Genomic DNA, 20,424 nt, shown 5'->3' on the forward strand with positions numbered 1-20,424 from the left:
GCATGCGCACCCTGACCCTGATGGCCGCCTCCCTGCTGCTGGCCGCCTGCAACACGACACCGAGGGAGCCCCTGGTCGGCGCGGATCGCGACGAACATGGCTGCATCGGCAGCGCGGGTTATCAATGGTCGGCGCTGGCAGGCAAGTGCGTGCGGCTGTTCGAGCAGGGCATTCGCCTCAATCCGACCGATGCCGGTCAGACCGTCAGCGCTTTCGTGCTGTTCAATGCCGATCAGAGTCAGGCCGAGCTGACCCTGCCAGAGGGCGAGCCGATCCGGCTGATCCGCCTGGGCGAAGAGGGCAACTGGTCCTGGCAGGGCGGTGGCTATCAGCTCTTCCCCTGGAAGGGCTATGTGCTCAAAGCCGGCGACCATGTGCTCTATCACGGCGATCTGACCCCCTGATCCTCTGGCGTCATCCCTCCCCCCACGCCCTGATCGGCGCTGAGCAGGCATAAAAAAACCCCGTTGCACGCAACGGGGTTTTTCATGATACCCGGCAGGATCAGTTGCCGAGGGTGGAGAACAGGCTCTGTTCCAGGCTGCCGCGGGAGACGCACACCGGGGTGATGGAGGGAGCCAGTACCCGCTCGCCGGAGGACTCGACGAAGTAGAGCTGGGTATTGCCCTTGACGTTCACGGTCGCCACGCTGTTGTTGCCGCTCTGGGTGATGATCAGGTTGATCTGCAGGTTGGGGTTGCCCAGCGCCACCTTGGACCCCATGGTGCCGCAATCCAGCCACTCCAAACCGTCGACCGAATTCTCGACGTTGGCGGTCATCAGGCCGGCACCACGCTGGCTGTTCTCGATGTTCAGGCCGTGATCGCCGAACCACTTCTCGGCACGGGCCCACACCAGATCCACCGGGATCGCCATCTCCTGGGTGTTGTTGGTTGCCTTGGCAACCGGCGGGGTATAGCGATACTGCTCGCCGCCGTTGTTGTCGCTCGCACAACCCACCATCAACAGGGCCAGGGCGCCCCCCATTATCTTCTTCATGCTGCTTCTCTCATCCATAAGGCCATAGGCCAACCGGCGGCTATTATGGCGATCGCGACACAGGCTGTCAGCAGGGATCCGCACAAATGGCGTACTCTTAACCCAGGCTTTACAAAACCCACCTGTTATCATAGATTTGCTCGAAGTCTCCCCCGTGAGTGCTCTCGTGACTTCTTCGCTCTCCCTGGCGCTGCTGCAGCAGATCATCGACCAGTTACCCATGAATATCTTCTGCCGGGACAAGCACGGACGGTACCTGTTTGCCAACAAGGCATTCGCCAGGGAAGCCGGCCTGCAAGACCCGAGCGAACTCATTGGCAAGAGCGATGCCGAAATGCCCTGGGGGGATGTATTCCGGGAGGAAGATGACCGCCTGCTGGCCGACGGCAAACCCCTGCTGCACCAGCAGCTCCATTGCCACAGCGGCGAAGGCGCCAGCTGGATGGAGATCAACAAGGTTCCACTGTATGACGAGCACGGCGACCCCATCGCCCTGTTTGCCATGGTCAGCGCCATCGATCAGCGCAAGGAGCTGGAGCAAACCTTCCGCCAGCAGCAGTTGCTGCAACGCCGCCTGTTGGATGCCATTCCCGACCTCATCCGTCTCGAGGATCATCAGGGCGTGCTCATCGACTGCAACCAGGCCTTTCTCGACTTCATGGGGCTGGTGGCAAGCGAGGCTCTGGGTCGGCGCGTCCCGCCCCGGCTGCCCGTCGAACAAACCCTGGGTCAGGGGGAGTATTGCGTGGTGGATGCCCAGGGCAGAGGCCGCCATCTGGAGGTCACCAGGGTCGAGGTGCCGGATGACGAGGGCAACTCCCTCGGCATCCTTACCCTGAGCCGCGACATCACCGGGCTGCGCACCACCCAGGCCCAGTTGCAGCAGGAGCAGCACTACGACAGCCTGACCGGCCTGCTCAAGCTCTCCCACTTCCTCCAGACCAGCCGTCATCTGGGGGCCCGCAAGGCCAGCCTGCTGCTGGTGGATCTGCAACATTTTCGCGAGATCAACGATCGCTTCGGCATACGGGTCGCCGACCGCCTGCTGAGCCAGGTGGCCCGTCGCCTGCAACGACTGGCGCCGCCCCAGTCCCTGCTCTGCCGGGTCGCGGCGGATGACTTCGCCCTGCTGCTGCCCGAGCTCCCCCTCTCTCTGGATGCGTGGAGCCGCAACCTGCAGCAGGAGCTGATGACGCCCTATCAGGTGGAAGAACACAGGATCCAGATCCCGGTGTTCCTCGGCATCGCCCATGGCAAGGCCAAGGATGCCGAGCGTCTGTTGAGCCACGCCGAAGCCGCCCTGGCCCAGGGCAAGCGCCAGCAGCAGCACTGTACCCTGTTCGACCCCGCACTCGATGCCAAGCTCAAACGCCGCCAGCTCATCGCCGCCCAGTTGCCACTCGCCATCAAGTCCGCCGAACTGACCGCCGTCTACCAGCCCATCATCTGTACCCACAGCAACCGGCTGCACGGGGCTGAGCTGCTCTGCCGCTGGCCCCATCCCGAATTCGGCATGATCTCCCCCGACGAGTTCATTCCGCTGGCGGAGGAGCTGGGGCTCATCGGCCAGCTCGGCCAGCTGATGCTGGAGCTCGGCTGTGCCCAGCTTGCCCGCTGGCAGGTGGCGGCCCCGGACCTGGTGCTCTCCATCAACCTCTCGCCCCTGCAGTTCCGCGATCCCGAGCTCTGCCCGCAGATCTTCGACTGCATCGCGCGCCACGGGCTCGCCCCCTGGCAACTGGAGCTGGAGATCACCGAAGGGGTGCTGATGGAGAATGCCGACGAGATAGAGAGCAACCTGGCCAGCCTCATCGAGGCGGGCTTCCAGCTCGCCATCGACGACTTCGGCACCGGCTACTGCTCCCTCGCCTATCTTCCCAGGCTGCAGGTGGCGACCCTCAAGCTCGACAAAAGCTTCACCCAGGGGCTGGCCACCAACCAGGCCACCACCGCCATCGTGCGTTCCGTCATCGGGTTGGGCCATGAGCTTGGCATCAAGATCACCGCCGAAGGGGTGGAGACGCCGGAGCAGCAGGCCTGGCTGGTGCAGGTCGGTTGCGATCGGCTGCAAGGCTATCTGTTCAGCCGCCCCCTCCCACCGGCCGAGTTTGCCCGCAGCTACCAGCTGCCGGAGCAGTAAGCCAGCAACAACAAGGCCACCCGAGGGTGGCCTTGTTGTTTTTGCAAAGCGTGCATGATCTGGCGCACTTACTCCTGGAAGTAGGTGCCCCAGCCGTCGTAGTCCACCCCGTATTTCTCGAGGATGGGCAGCATCTTCTCGATGTCGGCGACGATGGTGTCGATGTCCAGCTTGCACTCCACCATGGCGTCGAAGCAGAAGATGGTGGCGCCGTCGTCCAGCTCCATCTCCTCGGCGTCGGTCACTTCGAAACCGGCCTTGAACAGATCGACCGCCGCCTTCTCCAGCAGATCGAACTTCTGGCAGGCAAAGTGGTGCTCAATCTCGTAATCCAGATCCGGGTTGCTGCCATCGGCCAGCAGCTCGTTGACGATGGCGGCGGTCTCTTCGCGCCACTCTTGCATATTGGTATTCATATAAACCCCAGGCGGTGTTGGATGGATGTCACCCCTGCCAGCCGCGTCGGCCCGGACCATGGCCAGGGGATGAGTGCGGCAAAGCATACCCGCAGAGCGCGGCAGGCTCAATCGATGGGCCAAGATAACTGGCGCCTCTCCCGGCTTGGCGCCAGCGGGCAGCCCTCGGCACGTCAGGCAGCTCGCCCCCTTCATGATGTTCTGCTGGCCGTCGGCCCCCCCTGCCCCGCAGGCGCCCCTCTTTTCATGGTTAAAACGGGGAAACCGGTCCAATCACGGGAAGATTGCTCGGATATCGAGCGAACGGTACATCAATCTGCGGCCTGTGGTTGACACCTCAGTCCAGAAAGGGTTTAATGCGCGCCGTTGCCCAGATAGCTCAGTCGGTAGAGCAGGGGATTGAAAATCCTCATGACACTTTTCATACCACAGCTCTGGACAGCACACCCTGCAAGGCTTCGCTTTCAATGCGAGGCCTTTTTGTTATGCGTCTCTGGTCAATCTCTGGCAAGGTTGCTCACCGAGCTCGGTATTAATAATCCCCGCCTCATAATCCGCTGCTTCATCTGACAACAGATAACAAAGTACGCCCCCCTCCCCTGCAATGACCTCCGCCTCCTGCGAACAGCATGTTCCTTCCCTACCAACTCTACGTGATACCGGTTGTGCGTGAGCCGAGTTCTCGTGATATTCGGCTCATATGCGACGTTGTTTTGGGCAGTTCAAGGTGTTAAACAGGGTGTTGAATGACGGCGAGAACGGCTTTTTACAGGGTATCAGCGCCAGCCAATATCAGAAGGTGGCCAAGGTCAGTAAAGCCACCGCGACACGCCATCTGGTCGACTTGTTAGAGAAAGGATGCCTTGAAAAAATGCCTGGAGGCGGTAGAAATACTCGTTATCAGATCAAGATTACACGGTAATCCTCATATTGTTTTCGGGGGGATTACCCGTCCACAACCAGTGCGTGGCAAACTCCTGAAAATCATTCAGTGACTAAAACAGGTAAGTTGAGCGGGCTGCGCGGCTTTTGCGCAGCCTCACTCGAACGCCGGGTTAGGCTGGAAATCGAAAACCTAAAACCCGCTTCTTCTCATATGCAGCAACACAGACACTATCTCCTTGATTCCCACCTAAAAGAAGTATGTAGTCTTTGTTTGTCGGATGTTCTCCGATGAAAAATCCGACGTGCCCTTTCCACGAACTAGGGCTTTCACGCCAAAGAATGGTCACGGCCCCCTCAATCGGAGTAGCTATAGCCTTGCCCCAATGCAACCACGACTGAGCGGCGACATTATGCGTGCCCTCAATACCGCACTGCTTCATACACCAGTTAGCAAATGATGAGCACCACGGAGTTTCATCATCTGACGAGCCGTAACTAGTGCAAGAGTGATACTCGACAATTCTAGGATTGTCAGCATCACCCGGGAATTCCTTAATACCTTTATCTAACTCTTGCTGGGCAATATTAAGCCATGGGGCTTGGCTCGTTTTTTTCACCATGCTGTATCTCCTAAGGGATTATAACGATCACATATTTGATTGCGATGTAGCTTTCTTGAGTTTCTCATATGTTCGCATCGCTCCTAAGCCAAGTAATCCATATAGCACAGGTTGGATTTGTGAAAAGTCAAGTTTGGGCAATTGATTCTGGTCAATCGGATGTCCTACCGCAGCAAAAACAGTTACCACGATAGGCTGTAAAACGAAAGTCCAAGCAAATGCTGACCCGCAGACCCAACCCACGAATGGCCGCCAACCAGCCACGAAAATGTTCGTGCTTGCAGCCTCTTGCTCATTGACTTTAATCTGCGCGTTTGCATTCTCCCACTGCACTTCCATTTCCTTAAGTGCACCTTGCAATTCAGCCTGTGCAAGAGCGGCTTTTGCTTTGTCTGCTTCAGTTTTGTCGGGCCAAATTTTATCAATTCCGGTTTTAATCAAGTCAAAAACGCTATCCCATGGCATATATCCGCTCATTTTTCATCCTTGAAAGTAATTTATAAAAAGCCTAACTTTTTTGCTAAGCGGCCAACGACGCTTGGTAGCCAGCAGTTGGCGCTCCGCTTGAGCAAACGGTTAAATCGTGCTGCAAACCTTAAGCGAGCGAGTGAACTTGGTGAGTTCGGGCAGATGCTTGTTCCGCTCCCTAAGCGTTGACCAGTATCGGCCACCGCCCCTTGGTGGACTCTTGCCATAGGTCGCGATCACGTTGTCGGCCTTTACCCAAGCATCAAGAATCTTGACGCCACACGTGAGATTGATTGCCGGATCGTGGAGGTCTTCAGCCTTCTGAATGCCGCAGGTGTACTTCTTCTGGTTGGCGCTCTCGATTGAAATTTGCAGCAACCCCCTGCTCACAACTCTCTTGCCCTGCGAGTCACCGAAATCTTCGGTATACGTCGTCTCAGGCTTGAAGTTGCTTTCCGGTCTGGCAACGATAGATAGCAATCCGACCCAGAAGGTCTTCCGCTCTGCAAGGCTCCGAGCCTTATAGCTCGGGCAGAAGGTCTCAACATCACTGGGTGTCGAACCTGGAAGCCCTGATGCATCGACTGCGGCCTCAGCAGCGGCAGTCCAACTACCGTCGAAGTTCTTCTTCGCCCACGCGGCGTAGTCATAGGCGAACGTAGGACATGCAGCAATGAGAGCCAAGGCGGTAACGAGTCTTCGCATACGAGATCCTCCAATAGAACGCATTGCGTGGCCTAACACCCACATTTGCGGCTGGTTTGGAGCGTAGCGTCCAGCCACCGAAGGGATCGAGGTTAAACGCCATGTTGGTGCTTAGATGAAAAACAGCTCGCCTGATAGCGGAGACCAATATAGTGGCTTGGGCGCTTTAACAGACTCGACATGCTTTACACCCTTGACCAATTTTACGTGCTTACCTCCCTTAACTGGATTAACATTTTTGACTGGTTTAGCAGGTCCACAAGATGCTGCGTCAGTATAGAACACACATTTCCCTTTTGTGTCGCAGATCTAGCCATCCTCGAACCAACCCATGTGTTGCCCAATGAATGCATAGCATCTCCGTCGATATGTGCAACTGGCCTACCTGCAATGCCCCCACTTCCTACACAACGCCTTCCCTCCCAGCCAACTCTTGCGTGATACAGGTTGTATCGTGAGCCAAATCCCGGTTATCGCAGAGGGGCTGCTTCCCGGACAGTCATGGAAGATACTGTGGACCCCATGGCCCTCATTGAGTTATGTGCCGAATCTTGTTAGCGTTAATCCATACTGTTTACATAGATATAGAGTAGGCATAAGGAGCCAATGATATGGCATTTATCAAGATGGCAACTCGTTTTGGTACGCAGAGTTTTTACAGTAATGGCCAATTAATTGGCTTAACTGGTCCGAATGCATATGGTATGGGCAGTATTACTTATGCGCCTTTTGAAGCATCCCCGGTTGAGCGAACAATGGAACATCAGGATGGAACCGCTTCCCATTTTGATGGACAAGGACATATGACAGGAACCAGTTATCAAGATCAACTAGGTAATAGCCATTTTTTGGGGAGCGATGGTCACGTTATACATTCATACGACACTTTACTAGGTGTCAATATGTGTGATGATCATGGATTGGTTAAAAGCATTATTGGTGAAAGTGGGTTAGCACACGAACTTGCAAAGGCTTATATGTCCGGGAAAATTGAATTTAGCCAAGACTTGTCCGACATCATCATATAGGAAATATATTCTATGGATGTTCTACAACGTATTCATGCATCGACATATACACTATTAACAGAACGCAGCCGTTCCTTTATCGATGAAGCTGATACGATGAATGTTGCTCGAGCCCCACTTGATTGCATTCAGTTAATATCACATTTTATTGACGATGATAGAGGGGTTTTTTCTGAATTTGAATCTCTCTTTCCTGCCTGTTCTTTCGATGCTGCTGCTATTATTTTTCAAAAAATTATTGATGGTAATGAAATAACAAACGTAGTCAAACATGCTAGCTACGGCTTTAATATGGTGAATAACCCATTGAGGTTGATGGCAAGAGTTGCGGCAAAACAGATTGAGGATTCCAACGAGTACTTGATGGCTAGGCCGATTATACAGCGTGACGGCCTTCCGATCGTATTGGCTGCCATCGATGAGATGCTAAATCGTGGTGTTAGCGATGAAGCTATCAACAATGCTATTTATTGTGCACATGCATACACGAATGGTTATATCGATGAGCAAGGCTTGTTATGCAATAATCATGATGAAGAATCTCTTGAAATATTATTAGAACAATTCGACTCTTTGGTAGTGTATAACTGGTCATCAGGTGGCGTAGTCGGAAAACTTGATACTACAGAGGCTAGAATTGGCAAAACTGTAGGTGGAGTAGGCGGAGCATTAGCTGGGGCAAAATTGGGGGCTGTAATTGGTTCTGTAGTACCAGGGCCAGGTACAGTGCTTGGTGCCGCAGTCGGAGGGGCCATGGGCAACTTTTTAGGAAAATCATTTGGAGAAGGTGCTGGGGTTCAATATAAAGACGAAAATAAGGGTGATGAAGTTAACCTGATGATAAAAGATGTTCGTAGTGCTCTAAAAAAATGGTTTTGAATGGCGAAAATCCCCCGCTATGCTCTTTTAAAAACATTGGCGAAAGCGAACACTCCAGAAGATAATAAGAAAAGGGACGTAAAGCCCCTTTTCTTATTTGATGAAATAACAACGAGACTGCCCCCAGCAGAAAAGACGTACAGTATAGCCACTAATTAACCAGTAATCATAAAATACTATCACTTAAAGTTGCGCCATATAATTATTATATTTATAAATGATGTATCTTATAAGTCGATAAATAAGCATTCTGAGGGTTTCCAACCTTTTGCTTTCTCATCAGCAAACTTCAACCATGTTTTTATTCTTTGTTTAGGGGCTACACGCTTACCCCAATACTCTTCAAATAATCCGCCATCCATTTCTTGGGCAGCGACAAGCATTTCAGGCTCAATCAATTTCAATGATCTCTGAATATAAAGACCACCGGAGTCATCATTTTTAGGGTTAGCAACACTACCAGCAGAAAACAAATCCCGTGCTTGGTGACATAATACACCATGATATGTCAGCAAAAATAGAACTACATCATCATACTTATTTCTTGCTCTCCCTGATGAAACAATCCCGGGACAAAGAAGAGCTGCCTCGGCTCTTAATCTCTTTTTTTCATCTATAGAAAGAGAAGTATATAGCCTAGCCTGTATGGGTAATGAATGCTCATTTTTATTATCATCAAGCCACCATAAACGTTCACCTGGCTTTAGTCTGCCTCGAGCATAATTCCTAATGTACTCCATTTTATTTTCCATAGGAGAGGTTCTAAAGTCATCATATCTAACACCCATTATTTCAAACAAAGAATTCTGAGCGCCAATTTCAACTTCAAACCTAGGTACATGCGAAGTACGAACATGAACTACACTTTGCTCGTAATCTCCCCACTTAACATCAGGTACTCCTCCCATTTTTCCGAAAACAAGATAGACTTTTTTCACACTTTCAATTCTATTAGTTTCCAAAACGCTATTCGCGACACTTCTCCACGTGTCACCGGTCGTGAACTTGACTTCGATACCAACATCATCAATTTGAATATCTGGGAATGCCTGAGCATGGGGGTTAAAGTCTATCTCAACACTATCACCAACTATGTCTTGAACCACCCTTCTCACCCGGTACTCAAACGCCTTAGCATCTGTAAATCCTTTCGACTTAGCCTCATTGGCAAGCACCGCTACTATCTTATCAAGTAATCTCTCAAATCTTTTCTGTTCCATAAAAAAGCCTAGACAGCATCACAAAATGATGCTGTCTAGGCTAATGAACTTGGCTATTTTTGTCTACATGCAAAGAGTGGATTTTTTTGGGATAAAATCAGATTCCATCTCTTTGCTTTCACAACTGATGGCATCAAGAACTGAACAAGCAACATGCCACGCGAACACCGGAGGGACTGCATTCCCAACCTGCCTTTCAGTCTCTCTTAGCTTAGCATCAAATATAAAATCATCTGGGAATGATTGAATTCTGGCGGCTTCTCGCATGGATATTCTTCTAGGCATAGAGTAATGGTACTGGATATTCCCATGACACTCCGCTCTAATTGTGTATCCGGGTCTATCTGCGACCATTTTTCTACCACCTTGGTCAGCACTTTTCTTTGCCTTACTCCAAACATGATTTATTTCATCATTCTCTGCCATCTCAGCAAAGTCGGCGATCGCTTTCGAAACAGTGACATGATTTTCTTTAGTACACGTTGGTTCAGGAGGTATAAAATCCTTAGATCCAGGAAGAGTTCCAACAATAATTACTCGCTCCCTGCTTTGAGGAACACCGTAATCGGCAACGTGATATAACTTATACGAAACCTTATATCCGAGAGATTCGAAATCGGATATAACTTGTTTCAAAGCTGAAGCGTGATGCTTCATAAGTAAACCCTTCACATTCTCAGCTACAAATATTTTTGGCCGAACGCGTGATATAACCTCAACCATCGCCCTATAAAGTCCACTTCTCTTACCATCTATGCCGGCTCCTTTGCCATTTACCGAGATATCTTGGCAAGGAAAACCACCTATGACCACATCGGCTGATGCTGGCATTGTATCCATGGCCGACCAGATATCACCATGGACAATATGATCGCCAATATTTTTCTTATAAGTGCGGCATGCAGCCTCATTAATTTCGTTCGCCCAAACGATTTCAAACGGTAGCTTGTTGTATGTTTTCCCTAAAAATTCAAATCCGCCTTTGAATCCCAAATCCATCCCGCCAGCACCAGAGAAGAGGGATATTACAGTATTAATAGTTTTCATTTCGTTACCAACAAAATATCAAGCTTAGCTTGAGGGGGTTACTGTCTGATCGTGTGAAATCGCTGCACTAAAACCACGAGGTTTTTTACAATCAAAATCAATCTTTCCGAGAACACTTTTAAAATCCAATCCATGCTCAGCCATTTCGCCCATCAGTGAAACGATAATAGCCAAATGTGATGGAACTTCACCTTTACGTGAGCAATTTGATATGGAATTTGGGTGCATCTTAACTAAGGCTGCAAAATCTCTCGCTGTTAAACCTGCTTTTCCGAGCCGACGCTGGAATTCTTCATACGTCATAATAGATATGTCACATAAAAATTGACTGCTCCCAAAGATATCAGAACAGTAGAAAAACGCAAACAAATTAATGTGTATGTATCACTAATTTATTTGCGCAACATGAGTCTTCCTCAAAAGGTATTCTCACTCGATGAATGCGAATGCCTTATCATTAAAGCTGGAACTATCAGAGCCATTGCACAATCTCCGCCAGTCGTTTCTTAGCCTTCACATACTGGAACAGCCGACGGCTAGTACGGAACGCTTCCGGGTATCGCAGCGGATAGCTTTTTATGGCAGGTAGGAGAGCAGGAATAGCGAAGACAACCCGCTGACCCAGGAGCATTTTTTCTCTGCGAGTCGCCTTGCGGTCTTTGAGTGAGTAGGCATAGAACCGGCGTTTCACAACAACACGCTGTAGGTCAAAACCAAAGACGGCCTGTAGAGCAAGCTCCAGCGCTCGGCGATAGGCTCGTAAGTCAATCTGGTCACGGTGCGAAGCACTGACCAGCTCGTTGATTTGATAGTTACGGAAGTGAGGCATGATGAGTCCTTATTCATCAGATTAGGGTTACAGGGCGTGAAAAATTGCCCCTATCTGTATGTTCGAATCTAAAAACCCTTCTCCTGCATATCCTTTTTCAAAACTACCGTTCACCCGCTATCAATTGCTGGTCATCCTGATTTCCTGCTCTCCCCTTCCCGTAAAAGCCCAATCCTCAAACATATATGAATCTCTGGATAACCCATGACCATTCCGGTCCGGGAACATCCAAGGAGAACATCCATGTCTGAACTTTCATTGTTCGATGCCATTGGCGAAGGCAAAAACGCGACTCAGGATTATCTGGATACCCTATCGCGGGCACTACTGCGCCATCATCAACTGGTCAAAGCCATCCGCATCCACGGTCGTTATGTACCGGAATCGTTGCCAATGCCCGGTCTGCCGATACTGGTTGCCATCTTCAGTCACACCAATACCTACACCCTGCACCAACTGCCCTCGACTCAGATAGAGCAGTTGGTGCTGTCGATAGCTCGCTTTTCCGGTCAGGCCACCCACGACCTGGACAACGGCATTTTTGAAGAGGTGTGGGACATGGGTGACAGCAGCTTCACCACGGATAGCGCCGAGCAGGCCGTCTACTGGTTGCCGTTACCGGAGCGCTGGATTGCTCTGGAAGGCACGCAAGTGGCGCTGCACGATAAAGACCATCCGGTGTTCAAGTTGCTCAACGTCACCGCCCGGAACGCGGGTCCGGTCCTGGATATCTGCGATGGCGTGGTCAATCTGGCACTGGAGTCTGAGTGGGATGGGGAGTGGGCCGCATGACAGAGATCAACCGCTCCTCGCTCCTTGCCAAGCTCAAACACATCAAGGGCATGAAGCTGCTGGTTGAGCAGGCCGTCTTGCTCTACCTGTTGATGGCCGACGAGCAGACGCCTGTGTGGGTCAAGACCATCGTGGTCAGCGCACTCGCCTACCTGCTCTGTCCGGTCGATGCCGTACCGGACTTTATCCCCGGCGTGGGGCTCACCGATGACTTGGGGGTCATCAGCGGTGCCATTGCCTCACTAGGCAGTCATATCCATCAAGGTCATCGCAGCAAAGCGGCTGACTTCTTCAAGTAATCCCTTCAGAAGGAATTTCATCATGGCTAAAGCCACACAACCGGCAGCCTCTGCTGCTCCGGTCTGGACTGTTATTAAATCCTCCAAGGCCCCGAAGATCAGCGCACGGGCCAGTGGTTTGCTGCACTACGAGGTGGGCAAGAACGATGAAGGTCGCTACGCCCTTCGCATTACCGCAAACGACACGGGTGGCCTGTTCAGCAAACACTGGTTATCGCTCGATGACATCCTGGCACTGCTGGACCTTCTCAAGGATGCTCCATTCAAATCGGTAGCGCTCAAGGCGCTGTTTGTTCGAGGCAGTGCCAATAACCACGGCTTCCTCGCCGCCATCATGCGATCTGAAAAGTTGCTGGTCGCCGCCGAGCCCAACTCACCGTTCCACCGGGTCGGCCTATCCCTCAGCGACTGGTCTACTCAGCTGGATGAACCGGCCAATATGGATAAACAGGCTCGCAAGGGAAAAGCCAAGGGGCAGAAGGGCCAAGATGACACGACCGATGAGAAAACCATCGAGGAAGACAATGAGCCCCCGTTTTTGGAAACAGCCAACGACCAGGCCGGTTTGTCAGACAAGATGGATGAGGCCGGGGCCGAAACGGGATCCGAGACCGGCGACGAGGTAGCCGGACAGGAGACCCAGTCATGAGCAACCGTGACATAGCACTGAACTGGCAGGGACTCCCCCTGCCGGTTTCACCCCGGTTCGCCGTATGTCTGACCGACCTGCTGAACACGCACCATCCCACATGGCCACAAGCCCGTGCTGTGACGATGAACTTTCGTGATCCGAGTTATGGCCCGGAAACCGGCGGCTTTCATCCGGTGGAAATCCGTCTGCAACGACAAGGAAATCTATGGTCCTTGGTCTATATGACGGACTTTTCCTATGTCGGCATGGGTGACTATGCCGAGTTGGCCAAGGAGGTCGATTTTGACTTCTCAAGCCAGGAAGGGCCGGTTGCCTATGCACATGTGATGCCGTTGTCTGAGCTGGGTGAATTCTATGAATTATGGGAGGGCAATTTCCTCACCTACCTGTCGCTGGGTGTCTACGCGATCAGGGTAGCCAGTGAATAACTCCCCCCTGTTATTGCGCAAATTTCACGGGTTCACGGGGTTGGCGTCGAATTACTCAGTCTCTACAAGGGAAAAACCTGCCCCGTTTCCTCCCGTTCGTGCGGGGCGGGCACGGGGCTCGCCGTGAATGTGCGGGGCACCCGACCTCTTCATTAACTCACCCATTATTTCCGCAAATTTCGCGGGTTCACGGGGTTGAGATGGAAAAGCCCAATCACTCAAAGGGAAAAACCAGCCCCGTTTCCCCCCGTTCGTGCGGGGCGGACACGGGGCACGGTGGGATTTTTACGGGATCGGACCGGGTAGCGACCGGGGCGGCCATCTGCTCACTCACCTTTCCCGCGTTGTCATCGTGCTGGGCCAGCCAGGCCAAGGCGCGATGAGCAACGACCATTTCAATCGCCAAGCCAGAGACGGGGATTAGACCTCCTTTCCACCGTGAAAGGGGCCTATGCCCTGTTGCACCAGCTCACATGTTGAGGAGCGAACCATGAACGAAACACCTACCCGATTTAAATTCACCAATCGACGGATTGCCGATCTGCCCCCTAACCCAGATGACGCCCGCAGTACCGAAGCGGAGTATTCAGATACCGACGTGACCGGTCTGCGCTGTCTGGTAGGCAAAGGGGAAGGCCGCCGCAAGTTCCTGCTGCGTTATCAGATACATGGGCGTAAGCGGGCCATTGCCCTGGGGCACTATCCCGCGTTGGATGTCAGCGCGGCTCGTAAGCTCGCGCTCGACTACAAACGCAATATCGCCGAAGGCGTTGACCCGCAACAAGCCAAGGAGGACAAGCGCAACCAGAAGACTCTGAGCAATTTGTTTCAGGAGGACTATCTCCCCTATCTGCAATCTCGAAATCGCAGTTGGAAGACGGATGAACATCGCTTCCGTAATCACCTACGGCCAATCTTCGGCAATCTGATCCCGGAGGAAATCACCGTTACCCGCATCCAGAACATGCAACAGATGTTACTCAAGCGCCTCACCCCGGCCACCTGCAATCGCGTCTTGGCATTGCTCAAGGCCATCATGACCTGGGCTGCCCGTGCCGGGCTGATTAAAGAGAATCCCGCCGCCCTGGTGTCATTGCTGCGAGAGAACAATCGGCGCGAACGCTACTTCACCCCCGATGAAATCCGTCGCCTGTTCCGGGCTGCCGATCAGCATGAGAGCTTCTATACCGGTCAGTACGTCAAGATGTTGCTGCTCACTGGCTTGCGCCGGGCCGAGCTGGCAAGGGCCAAATGGCAGCACTACAACAAGGAGGATAAGACCCTATACATTCCCCACACCAAGAACGGCCATAGCCGTGTGTTGCACCTGAACCATATGGCGGTGGAGCTGTTGAACTACTTACCGGTAACACAGGGAAATCCCTACCTGTTTCCAGGCAAGCGGCAAGGGCAGCCATTGCAAAATCCCACCAAGGGTTTTCAGCGGATGCTGGCGCGAGCCGGTATAGATAAGGAGGGCGTTTGCCTGCACACCTGTCGTCATTCGGTCGCGGCGCTGATTGTCTCCAACGGCGGCACCTTGTTTGACGTGCAATCCCAACTAGGGCACCGGAGCAGTCAGACATCGCTGCGTTATGCTCACCTGCATAACACTCGGATGCAGCAGACCAGCCAGAAAATAGCCAACTGCATCCATGATGCCCTGACCAGTTCTGTTCCATCCAAGCCGTTGCCACTTCCCGAAGAGGGCGAGTGGGTTCAGGCCAGCTAGGTATGTCGGTATCTCACGGCAGAGTGAGATACCGAAGCCCTTTACTGATTCATCCTCGAAATTATTGTTTCAAGTTATCAAGAGGATATCTTCTCAGAAACCGCCACTCCCGCTGTTGCAGTTGCAGCTCCAGCGACAGCTCCTCCAGCAGCAATAACAGCAGTTCCACCAGCCATCCCTGCACCACCTGCAGCAAGTGCACCGCCGCCAACGGCAGCCAGAGATGCGTTCGTTAATGCGGCACCTGAGAGAGTGCTAATTGCTGTCCCCGTTGAGGCTGCTCCAAGTAACCCCGCCCCTCCAGCTGCAGCAGCAATGGCAGGAGCAGCAACAAACGCAGCACCACCTGTCACAACGGCGGCACTGACCACAGCCAACGTCTTACCTGGATTTTCAGAAACATATTCGACACAGTCGCCAGCCAGCTCAAGCGCACCACCTGCGACATCACCAGCCATGTCAACTACACCTCCCGCAATGGTACCTGCGGTATCAGCAACACTACTGACAGCATCCACTGCGCTACTAGCAACATCGCCAACCATTTCAGCAGTGCCACTAGCTATGTCACCGGCGACATCTATAGCACCACTAGCGACATCACTGACGATTTCAATAGTTCCGCCAACAACATCACCAACCATATCGACGGCACCACTAACAACATCACCAACGAAATCAAAGAAACCCATACTGTTCTCCCCGCTACGCAACGTAACTAACCTATTGAAAGATAATGCTCTATTTATTCCATGGAAAACATAATCTGTGAAACGCATTTTCTTTCTTGCGATCACATAAATCGTATTCACTAACCTGCAGGAGAGCGGTTCATATCGCGCAACAAGACTCGCGACGTCTCTCCCCTATCCCCCTAGATAGTAAAATTCCTATTGAGCCACCCGAGGCGCGGTGTTAGCCCGTCCTCCTCACCAACAGCGACAACCTGTTCTGACCGACCTTCCTAGCCCGCTCAACCGCTTCTCGCCGGTTGATAACAAAATCCCTCACCTGATGACAAAAGCTCATAGCCGATGATGGGTTTTGCGAAAAACTGCCTACCAGCCAATTCGTCACGCCGTGTCGCGGCCTGTTTGGATAATCCGCGACACGGTTATCCCCCTTCTGTGATGGTATGCACGAACACGACAAGATTGCTCAGCGCCTCGGTATGCTCCTCACCCGCCTGTACAGCGGTGAGAAGCTGTACCTGAGTGATCTGGCCACCGAGTACAACGTCACCGTGCGCACCCTGCAGCGGGATTTCAATCAGCGCCTCAGTTATCTACCGATAGAGCACCGCAGCCAGCAATACTGGCTGGATCCTGGGTTCCTCAATCACAAGAACGATGGAAAGCTGCGAAGGCTGGCCGAACAGTTGGGCATCACCGACTTGTTCCCCCGCGCCAGTGAACATCGTCTGGGTCAACTACTGGACAGAGGCAACCCCAGTCTCTTCGCCATCAAGGGGTTCGATGGTCAATCAGCTGACTCACTGAGTCACCAGTTACCGGTATTAGAACAGGCACTGATCCACCATCTGCAATGCTGGCTCATCACCAAAGACCAGCGCAAGCAACTGTTTAGCCCCTATCAGCTCGTCAACTATAAGGGCACCTGGCACTTGGTCGGCGTCAGTGAGGGGCGCTTGCAAGCCTATCCGCTAAGTTCCATCGCACTGGTTGAGTTATCGCAACAGACCTTCACCCGTGACGCGCTCATTGCGCGACAGATCGATACCGATCCGACGCTCTGGCGCTCCGGCATGATCGAGGTGCTCCTCAAGGCCAATGCCTCCATCGCCATCAACTTTCAGCACCGCCCGTTGCTGCCCGAGCAGGAGATTGTCAAAACCCTGGATGACGGTGCGCTGTTATTGAGCAGTCGTGTGCTTGATGCCAACCAAATTCTGCCTGTCATCAAATCCTGGATGCCGGGACTGACCGTGATCTCACCCGGTTTTATCCATGAGCAGATCGTCCGTGATTTACGCCATCTATTGACCCTGAGGAGCCAGGCTCCGCCCTGACCCACTGTGTGACAAAGATCCCAGTTTATACATCTGGCGACAGTGCCTGACATGCCGCGACACCACCTGTCGCCGCTGTTTCACATTGTCGTCAACCACCCCGCAGTCGATATCCAAGGAGTAATGCATGAACACCATCAGTCTGCAAAAAGTGACCGACAACACTCTTTGCTCCACCAGTACCTATGATCAACTCTTCGATCATGTAGCTGCCCATTTGCAAGCCCAGGGCGGCACGTTAAAAACCATCGAGCGAACACAAGGCAGGATCGAAGCCGCATGGAAATATGGCTTTAATCCATTCGGCATGCGCATCACCGTGAATTTCGCCTCTCAAGGCGATGAGACCATCCAGCTCACCCTCAATGGCTCGTTTGTCGATGCCATCGATACCTTCGGTGCCGCCAAGAAGAAAGCCCGAGCCATAACGGATGAGCTGCGGAAGCCTATCGATATCGCGGCATGGCCGATTAAAGAGGGGGCAACATCCTCCCAGCAACCCTCTGCCACGACCACTCCCCCACAGACACCGCTAAACGGCGCAAACGCCGTTGCGCACCGTGGCAAGCGCAAGGGGCTCACCGCTGTGCTCGCATTCTTGGGCGGCGGCATTGGTCTGCATAAGTTCTACACCGGGAACTGGGGCTGGGGGCTTATCTACCTCGCGCTCTGCACCACCGGCCTTCCCCTGGTCTTGTCCGTGATCGAGTTCATCCGTGTTCTGTGCCTGACGCAGGAGGAGTTTGACCGTCGCTATAACTACCGCCCCATATCCGCGTTTTCATGGGTGTGGTGAGGAGTGCCTTCCATGAATATGAAAATGGCCGCCGGTTTACTGATGCTCTGCTCGACGGGTGCTAATGCCGGTTTGTTCAGCCTGCTGGATGTGGCAACCCTCAAGGAAAGCGAGCTGGAGATGTGCCCGAAGATCACCGTCGAGAAGATGGTCAACAGCTTCTTCGAAGATCCCGAGTGGACCGGCGGGAAAGCGGCTGATGGTCGGAAATTGGTGAATGTCAGCGGCACCATCACCTATGCCAGCCAGCCCGCACGGGCCATGGTGCAGGTCTGGATGCAAGACGATGGTTTTTCTGTGGAGGCGCTGGAGATTAACGGGCGACCCCAGCCGGAGGGAATGCTGGATCTGCTGCTGGAGAAAATGTGCCAGAGCGCCAGAGGTGCTGACCATACCGGGGCTCCACAGCCGCAAGCAGCAGACCTACCGTTCACGGGAACCCGCTATTTCAACTTCGGGGGGGAAAGTGGGATTCAACAATCCATCACTATCGCCCCCAATGGACGCGTCACATTGAGATCCCATGGTACGACCACTGTCTCTGTCGATTATCAGGGCATGTATGAAAACCCACTGCTGACCCCGGTGGGTAACTACCGCGTTCATGCCGACAAGATATATGTCACCGACGAAGGCGGAGACTTTCCCGATCCATCAGAGTGCGAGGTCATCGTGTGCGAGACGGATCTGTCCGTCCCCTGATGCGCCGAAATAGCAACGAGAAGCATGGCGAGTAAAAACACACAAATCACATTTCAATCAACACGTTACGGCAGAGTACCGAGCTAAAACCATCACCATGATGGCGGCCCAGGCTCTGAGCGTTATCGCATATCAACAATAAAACGGGAAACTAACGATGCAGAAAACAATCTTGGCCATGATGTTGATGGCTACTTTATCAGGCTGTGGCGGTGGTGGTGGCGATACGGGGAATCCAACCTCTCCAAGCGCCCTGACCATGTCAGGCAAGGCGATTGATGGATACATTCAAGGCGCGACCGTCTATCTCGATCTCAATTTCAACCGTCAGTGGGATGAAGGTGAACCCCAGACAACCACCAATGATGCCGGTAATTATCGGCTGGAGCTGCCGGAAGACCTGCAAACCTGCGCTCAATACGCGCCCTTGGTGGTCGATGTGCCCGTGGATGCCGTGGACCAGGATCTTGGCCCGGTGACAGAAGCCTATCAGATGGTCCTTCCTCCCACCTTTGCCCCCATCACCAAGGATGATGTCTACCATGTGACGCCGCTGACCACGGTGCTATGGAGCAGTGTGGAGAGTGAGCTGGCAGCCGAATCGCAGACGACTTGCCAGAGCGTCATGGCGAACCGGCAAAAGCAGGAACAGTTGATCACCTCGATGAGACAGGCGGTCAGCCGGGTTGTCAGCCACTACAACATCTCCGAGCAGACGCTGTATGCGGATTTCATTGCCAGCGGTGATAGCGAGACAGGCACGCTGGCCCAGGAGATCGTGCGCGGCTTGCAGCAGTCCTTCACCGAAACAGAAGCCTTGAAACGGGACAATCCGGACGCCACCTTTGTCTATGTCGATTACCACAAGGGGGATAGTCGCGATCACAACAATGCCTATCCGGAGGCTTGGTATCGTGAAACCCAGTTACAAGGGGCAGCCCAGAGCAGCACCGAGCTGGTGAAGGTGAGCGATGATTTCGCGCAAATCATCAAGACCATCATCTACGGTGAAGAGCGCCAAGTGACAGGCAATAACTACACCTACACAACCCGCTACGACTTTGAGTCGCGCCATGGGGACAACACCCCCTATAGCTGTGACATCAAGGAGACCCTCTCGGCCCACTCAAACGCCAAGACGTACACACTGGTGAATCTGGCCGAAGCATCGGCAGAGAGCTTCAACGACTGTACTCCTGACGATATGGCGGCAGCGATCACCCACCGTTACGCCACCATCAGCTATGACGTCAACGATCTGAGTTACGTCACCCAGTTCACCTATAACCGGCAGGCGGGCGCATTCAGCTTCCTGAACGACTGGGTCGGTCTGGAAGGGCAGCTATCGACCCTGAATATGGGTGAGCTCACTGCGGCTCTCGAAGCCCTCCCCTATCTGTATGACGACCCATCACAAGAGCCTGATGCGGCTAGCTGGGTCAAGAGCATGACGGCCAGTGAAAATGGCAATACCATCAGAACCAGTTACGACAGCGACGGCCTCTACAAGAAGCAGACAACCCATGCGGACGGTACTCATAGCCTGGAATGTGGCACGGACGGCATAAACTGGGGAACCTGTCAGTAGTCCGCGGAAAATGCAGAGGTCAGGGCCGGTCGGCACTGGCCTCTTTTTTTCGACCGTTCGACAACACCTGCGGATCTGCGAAGAGATCGGCTGGGATCATGCCAGCATTTGCCGATGAGCAGACGCTGACGGGCATCCCTGTTCGATAGGCCGCTACATCAATTCGGCCC

Annotated in this window: 24 protein-coding genes; 13 read left to right on the forward strand and 11 right to left on the reverse strand. The window is 53.1% G+C overall.

Annotated features, from left to right (window positions below; genetic code table 11):
* Positions 1 to 2: 2 nt before the first annotated feature.
* A complete protein-coding gene (locus ACB037_RS03970) occupies positions 3 to 404 on the forward strand; it encodes a hypothetical protein (protein WP_124812695.1) in 402 nt (133 codons plus the stop codon).
* 100 nt (positions 405 to 504) lie between these two features.
* Here ACB037_RS03970 and ACB037_RS03975 read toward each other — a convergent pair whose 3' ends face one another.
* Entirely contained in the window at positions 505 to 999 is a 495-nt protein-coding gene (locus tag ACB037_RS03975; protein WP_371174898.1) for a hypothetical protein, read from the reverse strand.
* Positions 1,000 to 1,165: 166 nt separating this feature from the next.
* Here ACB037_RS03975 and ACB037_RS03980 point away from each other — a divergent pair, with 166 nt between their 5' ends.
* Positions 1,166 to 3,139 (forward strand): EAL domain-containing protein, encoded by a 1,974-nt coding sequence (locus tag ACB037_RS03980; RefSeq protein WP_053288764.1) that lies wholly within the window; start codon positions 1,166 to 1,168, stop codon positions 3,137 to 3,139.
* A gap of 68 nt (positions 3,140 to 3,207) precedes the next feature.
* On the opposite strand, the gene rraB is transcribed toward ACB037_RS03980, so the two are convergent.
* From rraB to ACB037_RS04005, 5 genes are all read right to left on the reverse strand, one after another.
* Positions 3,208 to 3,543 carry a ribonuclease E inhibitor RraB gene (rraB, locus tag ACB037_RS03985; protein WP_010675493.1) on the reverse strand — a complete coding sequence of 112 codons (336 nt, stop codon included), beginning with the start codon at positions 3,541 to 3,543 and terminating at the stop codon, positions 3,208 to 3,210.
* 1,067 nt (positions 3,544 to 4,610) lie between these two features.
* Positions 4,611 to 5,060, reverse strand: a complete 450-nt coding sequence (locus ACB037_RS03990; RefSeq protein WP_268013637.1) for a TIGR02594 family protein — start codon at positions 5,058 to 5,060, stop codon at positions 4,611 to 4,613.
* A 27-nt stretch (positions 5,061 to 5,087) separates the two neighbouring features.
* Positions 5,088 to 5,537, reverse strand: a complete 450-nt coding sequence (locus ACB037_RS03995) for a holin family protein (protein WP_268013639.1) — start codon at positions 5,535 to 5,537, stop codon at positions 5,088 to 5,090.
* A gap of 99 nt (positions 5,538 to 5,636) precedes the next feature.
* A complete protein-coding gene (locus ACB037_RS04000; RefSeq protein ID WP_268013641.1) occupies positions 5,637 to 6,233 on the reverse strand; it encodes a transglycosylase SLT domain-containing protein in 597 nt (198 codons plus the stop codon).
* Positions 6,234 to 6,344: 111 nt separating this feature from the next.
* Positions 6,345 to 6,542: a 4-fold beta flower protein gene (locus ACB037_RS04005; protein WP_371174937.1), complete on the reverse strand. Its 198-nt coding sequence runs from the start codon at positions 6,540 to 6,542 to the stop codon at positions 6,345 to 6,347.
* Positions 6,543 to 6,844: 302 nt separating this feature from the next.
* Here ACB037_RS04005 and ACB037_RS04010 point away from each other — a divergent pair, with 302 nt between their 5' ends.
* Both ACB037_RS04010 and ACB037_RS04015 read left to right on the forward strand, forming a co-directional pair.
* The gene (locus ACB037_RS04010) at positions 6,845 to 7,261 is read left to right on the forward strand and encodes a hypothetical protein (RefSeq protein ID WP_371174899.1); all 417 of its coding nucleotides are present in this window, start codon (positions 6,845 to 6,847) and stop codon (positions 7,259 to 7,261) included.
* A 12-nt stretch (positions 7,262 to 7,273) separates the two neighbouring features.
* A complete protein-coding gene (locus ACB037_RS04015) occupies positions 7,274 to 8,140 on the forward strand; it encodes a glycine zipper domain-containing protein (protein ID WP_371174900.1) in 867 nt (288 codons plus the stop codon).
* A gap of 227 nt (positions 8,141 to 8,367) precedes the next feature.
* On the opposite strand, the gene ACB037_RS04020 is transcribed toward ACB037_RS04015, so the two are convergent.
* From ACB037_RS04020 to ACB037_RS04035, 4 genes are all read right to left on the reverse strand, one after another.
* Positions 8,368 to 9,360, reverse strand: a complete 993-nt coding sequence (locus ACB037_RS04020; protein WP_371174901.1) for a hypothetical protein — start codon at positions 9,358 to 9,360, stop codon at positions 8,368 to 8,370.
* A 63-nt stretch (positions 9,361 to 9,423) separates the two neighbouring features.
* Entirely contained in the window at positions 9,424 to 10,407 is a 984-nt protein-coding gene (locus tag ACB037_RS04025; protein WP_042865038.1) for a DNA cytosine methyltransferase, read from the reverse strand.
* Between the two features lie 24 nt (positions 10,408 to 10,431).
* Positions 10,432 to 10,710 (reverse strand): DNA-binding protein, encoded by a 279-nt coding sequence (locus ACB037_RS04030; protein ID WP_080592834.1) that lies wholly within the window; start codon positions 10,708 to 10,710, stop codon positions 10,432 to 10,434.
* 169 nt (positions 10,711 to 10,879) lie between these two features.
* Positions 10,880 to 11,236: a hypothetical protein gene (locus ACB037_RS04035; RefSeq protein WP_005348365.1), complete on the reverse strand. Its 357-nt coding sequence runs from the start codon at positions 11,234 to 11,236 to the stop codon at positions 10,880 to 10,882.
* Between the two features lie 243 nt (positions 11,237 to 11,479).
* Here ACB037_RS04035 and ACB037_RS04040 point away from each other — a divergent pair, with 243 nt between their 5' ends.
* The 5 genes from ACB037_RS04040 to ACB037_RS04060 all read left to right on the forward strand — a co-directional run bounded on the left by ACB037_RS04040 (position 11,480) and on the right by ACB037_RS04060 (position 15,139).
* Positions 11,480 to 12,028 carry a hypothetical protein gene (locus ACB037_RS04040; protein WP_371174902.1) on the forward strand — a complete coding sequence of 183 codons (549 nt, stop codon included), beginning with the start codon at positions 11,480 to 11,482 and terminating at the stop codon, positions 12,026 to 12,028.
* Positions 12,025 to 12,327 carry a YkvA family protein gene (locus ACB037_RS04045; protein ID WP_029304363.1) on the forward strand — a complete coding sequence of 101 codons (303 nt, stop codon included), beginning with the start codon at positions 12,025 to 12,027 and terminating at the stop codon, positions 12,325 to 12,327. Before ACB037_RS04040 ends, ACB037_RS04045 begins: the two co-directional genes overlap by 4 nt.
* Before the next feature lie 22 nt (positions 12,328 to 12,349).
* Positions 12,350 to 12,976 (forward strand): hypothetical protein, encoded by a 627-nt coding sequence (locus ACB037_RS04050; RefSeq protein ID WP_371174903.1) that lies wholly within the window; start codon positions 12,350 to 12,352, stop codon positions 12,974 to 12,976.
* Positions 12,973 to 13,407 (forward strand): DUF2787 family protein, encoded by a 435-nt coding sequence (locus tag ACB037_RS04055; RefSeq protein WP_371174904.1) that lies wholly within the window; start codon positions 12,973 to 12,975, stop codon positions 13,405 to 13,407. Before ACB037_RS04050 ends, ACB037_RS04055 begins: the two co-directional genes overlap by 4 nt.
* A 490-nt stretch (positions 13,408 to 13,897) precedes the next feature.
* Positions 13,898 to 15,139, forward strand: coding sequence for a tyrosine-type recombinase/integrase (locus ACB037_RS04060; protein ID WP_371174905.1), 1,242 nt, complete (start codon positions 13,898 to 13,900; stop codon positions 15,137 to 15,139).
* Positions 15,140 to 15,216: 77 nt separating this feature from the next.
* Here the strand turns inward: ACB037_RS04060 and ACB037_RS04065 are convergent, their stop codons facing one another.
* A complete protein-coding gene (locus tag ACB037_RS04065) occupies positions 15,217 to 15,951 on the reverse strand; it encodes a hypothetical protein (protein ID WP_301481458.1) in 735 nt (244 codons plus the stop codon).
* A gap of 323 nt (positions 15,952 to 16,274) precedes the next feature.
* Between ACB037_RS04065 and ACB037_RS04070 the strand changes: the two genes are divergently transcribed.
* The 4 genes from ACB037_RS04070 (at position 16,275) to ACB037_RS04085 (ending at position 20,254) form a co-directional block, all read left to right on the forward strand.
* Positions 16,275 to 17,168 carry a helix-turn-helix transcriptional regulator gene (locus ACB037_RS04070; protein ID WP_371174906.1) on the forward strand — a complete coding sequence of 298 codons (894 nt, stop codon included), beginning with the start codon at positions 16,275 to 16,277 and terminating at the stop codon, positions 17,166 to 17,168.
* Between the two features lie 127 nt (positions 17,169 to 17,295).
* Complete coding sequence (locus ACB037_RS04075; RefSeq protein WP_371174907.1) at positions 17,296 to 17,964, forward strand: TM2 domain-containing protein; 669 nt, start codon at positions 17,296 to 17,298, stop codon at positions 17,962 to 17,964.
* A 12-nt stretch (positions 17,965 to 17,976) separates the two neighbouring features.
* Positions 17,977 to 18,666 carry a hypothetical protein gene (locus tag ACB037_RS04080; protein WP_371174908.1) on the forward strand — a complete coding sequence of 230 codons (690 nt, stop codon included), beginning with the start codon at positions 17,977 to 17,979 and terminating at the stop codon, positions 18,664 to 18,666.
* Between the two features lie 157 nt (positions 18,667 to 18,823).
* Positions 18,824 to 20,254, forward strand: coding sequence for a hypothetical protein (locus ACB037_RS04085; RefSeq protein WP_371174909.1), 1,431 nt, complete (start codon positions 18,824 to 18,826; stop codon positions 20,252 to 20,254).
* The last annotated feature ends 170 nt before the right edge of the window (positions 20,255 to 20,424 follow it).

Source organism: Aeromonas sp. S19(2024), from assembly GCF_041402625.1.
In the GTDB taxonomy this organism is placed as follows: domain Bacteria; phylum Pseudomonadota; class Gammaproteobacteria; order Enterobacterales; family Aeromonadaceae; genus Aeromonas; species Aeromonas caviae.

Bases quoted from the DNA above. Each gene is read 5' to 3' on its own strand.
- ACB037_RS03970 (WP_124812695.1), top strand. From the start codon at position 3: ATGCGCACCCTGACCCTGATGGCCGCCTCCCTGCTGCTGGCCGCCTGC.
- ACB037_RS03975 (WP_371174898.1), bottom strand. From the start codon at position 999: ATGAAGAAGATAATGGGGGGCGCCCTGGCCCTGTTGATGGTGGGTTGT.
- rraB (WP_010675493.1), bottom strand. From the start codon at position 3,543: ATGCAAGAGTGGCGCGAAGAGACCGCCGCCATCGTCAACGAGCTGCTG.
- ACB037_RS03990 (WP_268013637.1), bottom strand. From the start codon at position 5,060: ATGGTGAAAAAAACGAGCCAAGCCCCATGGCTTAATATTGCCCAGCAA.
- ACB037_RS03995 (WP_268013639.1), bottom strand. From the start codon at position 5,537: ATGAGCGGATATATGCCATGGGATAGCGTTTTTGACTTGATTAAAACC.
- ACB037_RS04000 (WP_268013641.1), bottom strand. From the start codon at position 6,233: ATGCGAAGACTCGTTACCGCCTTGGCTCTCATTGCTGCATGTCCTACG.
- ACB037_RS04010 (WP_371174899.1), top strand. From the start codon at position 6,845: ATGGCATTTATCAAGATGGCAACTCGTTTTGGTACGCAGAGTTTTTAC.
- ACB037_RS04015 (WP_371174900.1), top strand. From the start codon at position 7,274: ATGGATGTTCTACAACGTATTCATGCATCGACATATACACTATTAACA.
- ACB037_RS04020 (WP_371174901.1), bottom strand. From the start codon at position 9,360: ATGGAACAGAAAAGATTTGAGAGATTACTTGATAAGATAGTAGCGGTG.
- ACB037_RS04025 (WP_042865038.1), bottom strand. From the start codon at position 10,407: ATGAAAACTATTAATACTGTAATATCCCTCTTCTCTGGTGCTGGCGGG.
- ACB037_RS04030 (WP_080592834.1), bottom strand. From the start codon at position 10,710: ATGACGTATGAAGAATTCCAGCGTCGGCTCGGAAAAGCAGGTTTAACA.
- ACB037_RS04035 (WP_005348365.1), bottom strand. From the start codon at position 11,236: ATGCCTCACTTCCGTAACTATCAAATCAACGAGCTGGTCAGTGCTTCG.
- ACB037_RS04040 (WP_371174902.1), top strand. From the start codon at position 11,480: ATGTCTGAACTTTCATTGTTCGATGCCATTGGCGAAGGCAAAAACGCG.
- ACB037_RS04045 (WP_029304363.1), top strand. From the start codon at position 12,025: ATGACAGAGATCAACCGCTCCTCGCTCCTTGCCAAGCTCAAACACATC.
- ACB037_RS04050 (WP_371174903.1), top strand. From the start codon at position 12,350: ATGGCTAAAGCCACACAACCGGCAGCCTCTGCTGCTCCGGTCTGGACT.
- ACB037_RS04055 (WP_371174904.1), top strand. From the start codon at position 12,973: ATGAGCAACCGTGACATAGCACTGAACTGGCAGGGACTCCCCCTGCCG.
- ACB037_RS04060 (WP_371174905.1), top strand. From the start codon at position 13,898: ATGAACGAAACACCTACCCGATTTAAATTCACCAATCGACGGATTGCC.
- ACB037_RS04070 (WP_371174906.1), top strand. From the start codon at position 16,275: ATGCACGAACACGACAAGATTGCTCAGCGCCTCGGTATGCTCCTCACC.
- ACB037_RS04075 (WP_371174907.1), top strand. From the start codon at position 17,296: ATGAACACCATCAGTCTGCAAAAAGTGACCGACAACACTCTTTGCTCC.
- ACB037_RS04080 (WP_371174908.1), top strand. From the start codon at position 17,977: ATGAATATGAAAATGGCCGCCGGTTTACTGATGCTCTGCTCGACGGGT.
- ACB037_RS04085 (WP_371174909.1), top strand. From the start codon at position 18,824: ATGCAGAAAACAATCTTGGCCATGATGTTGATGGCTACTTTATCAGGC.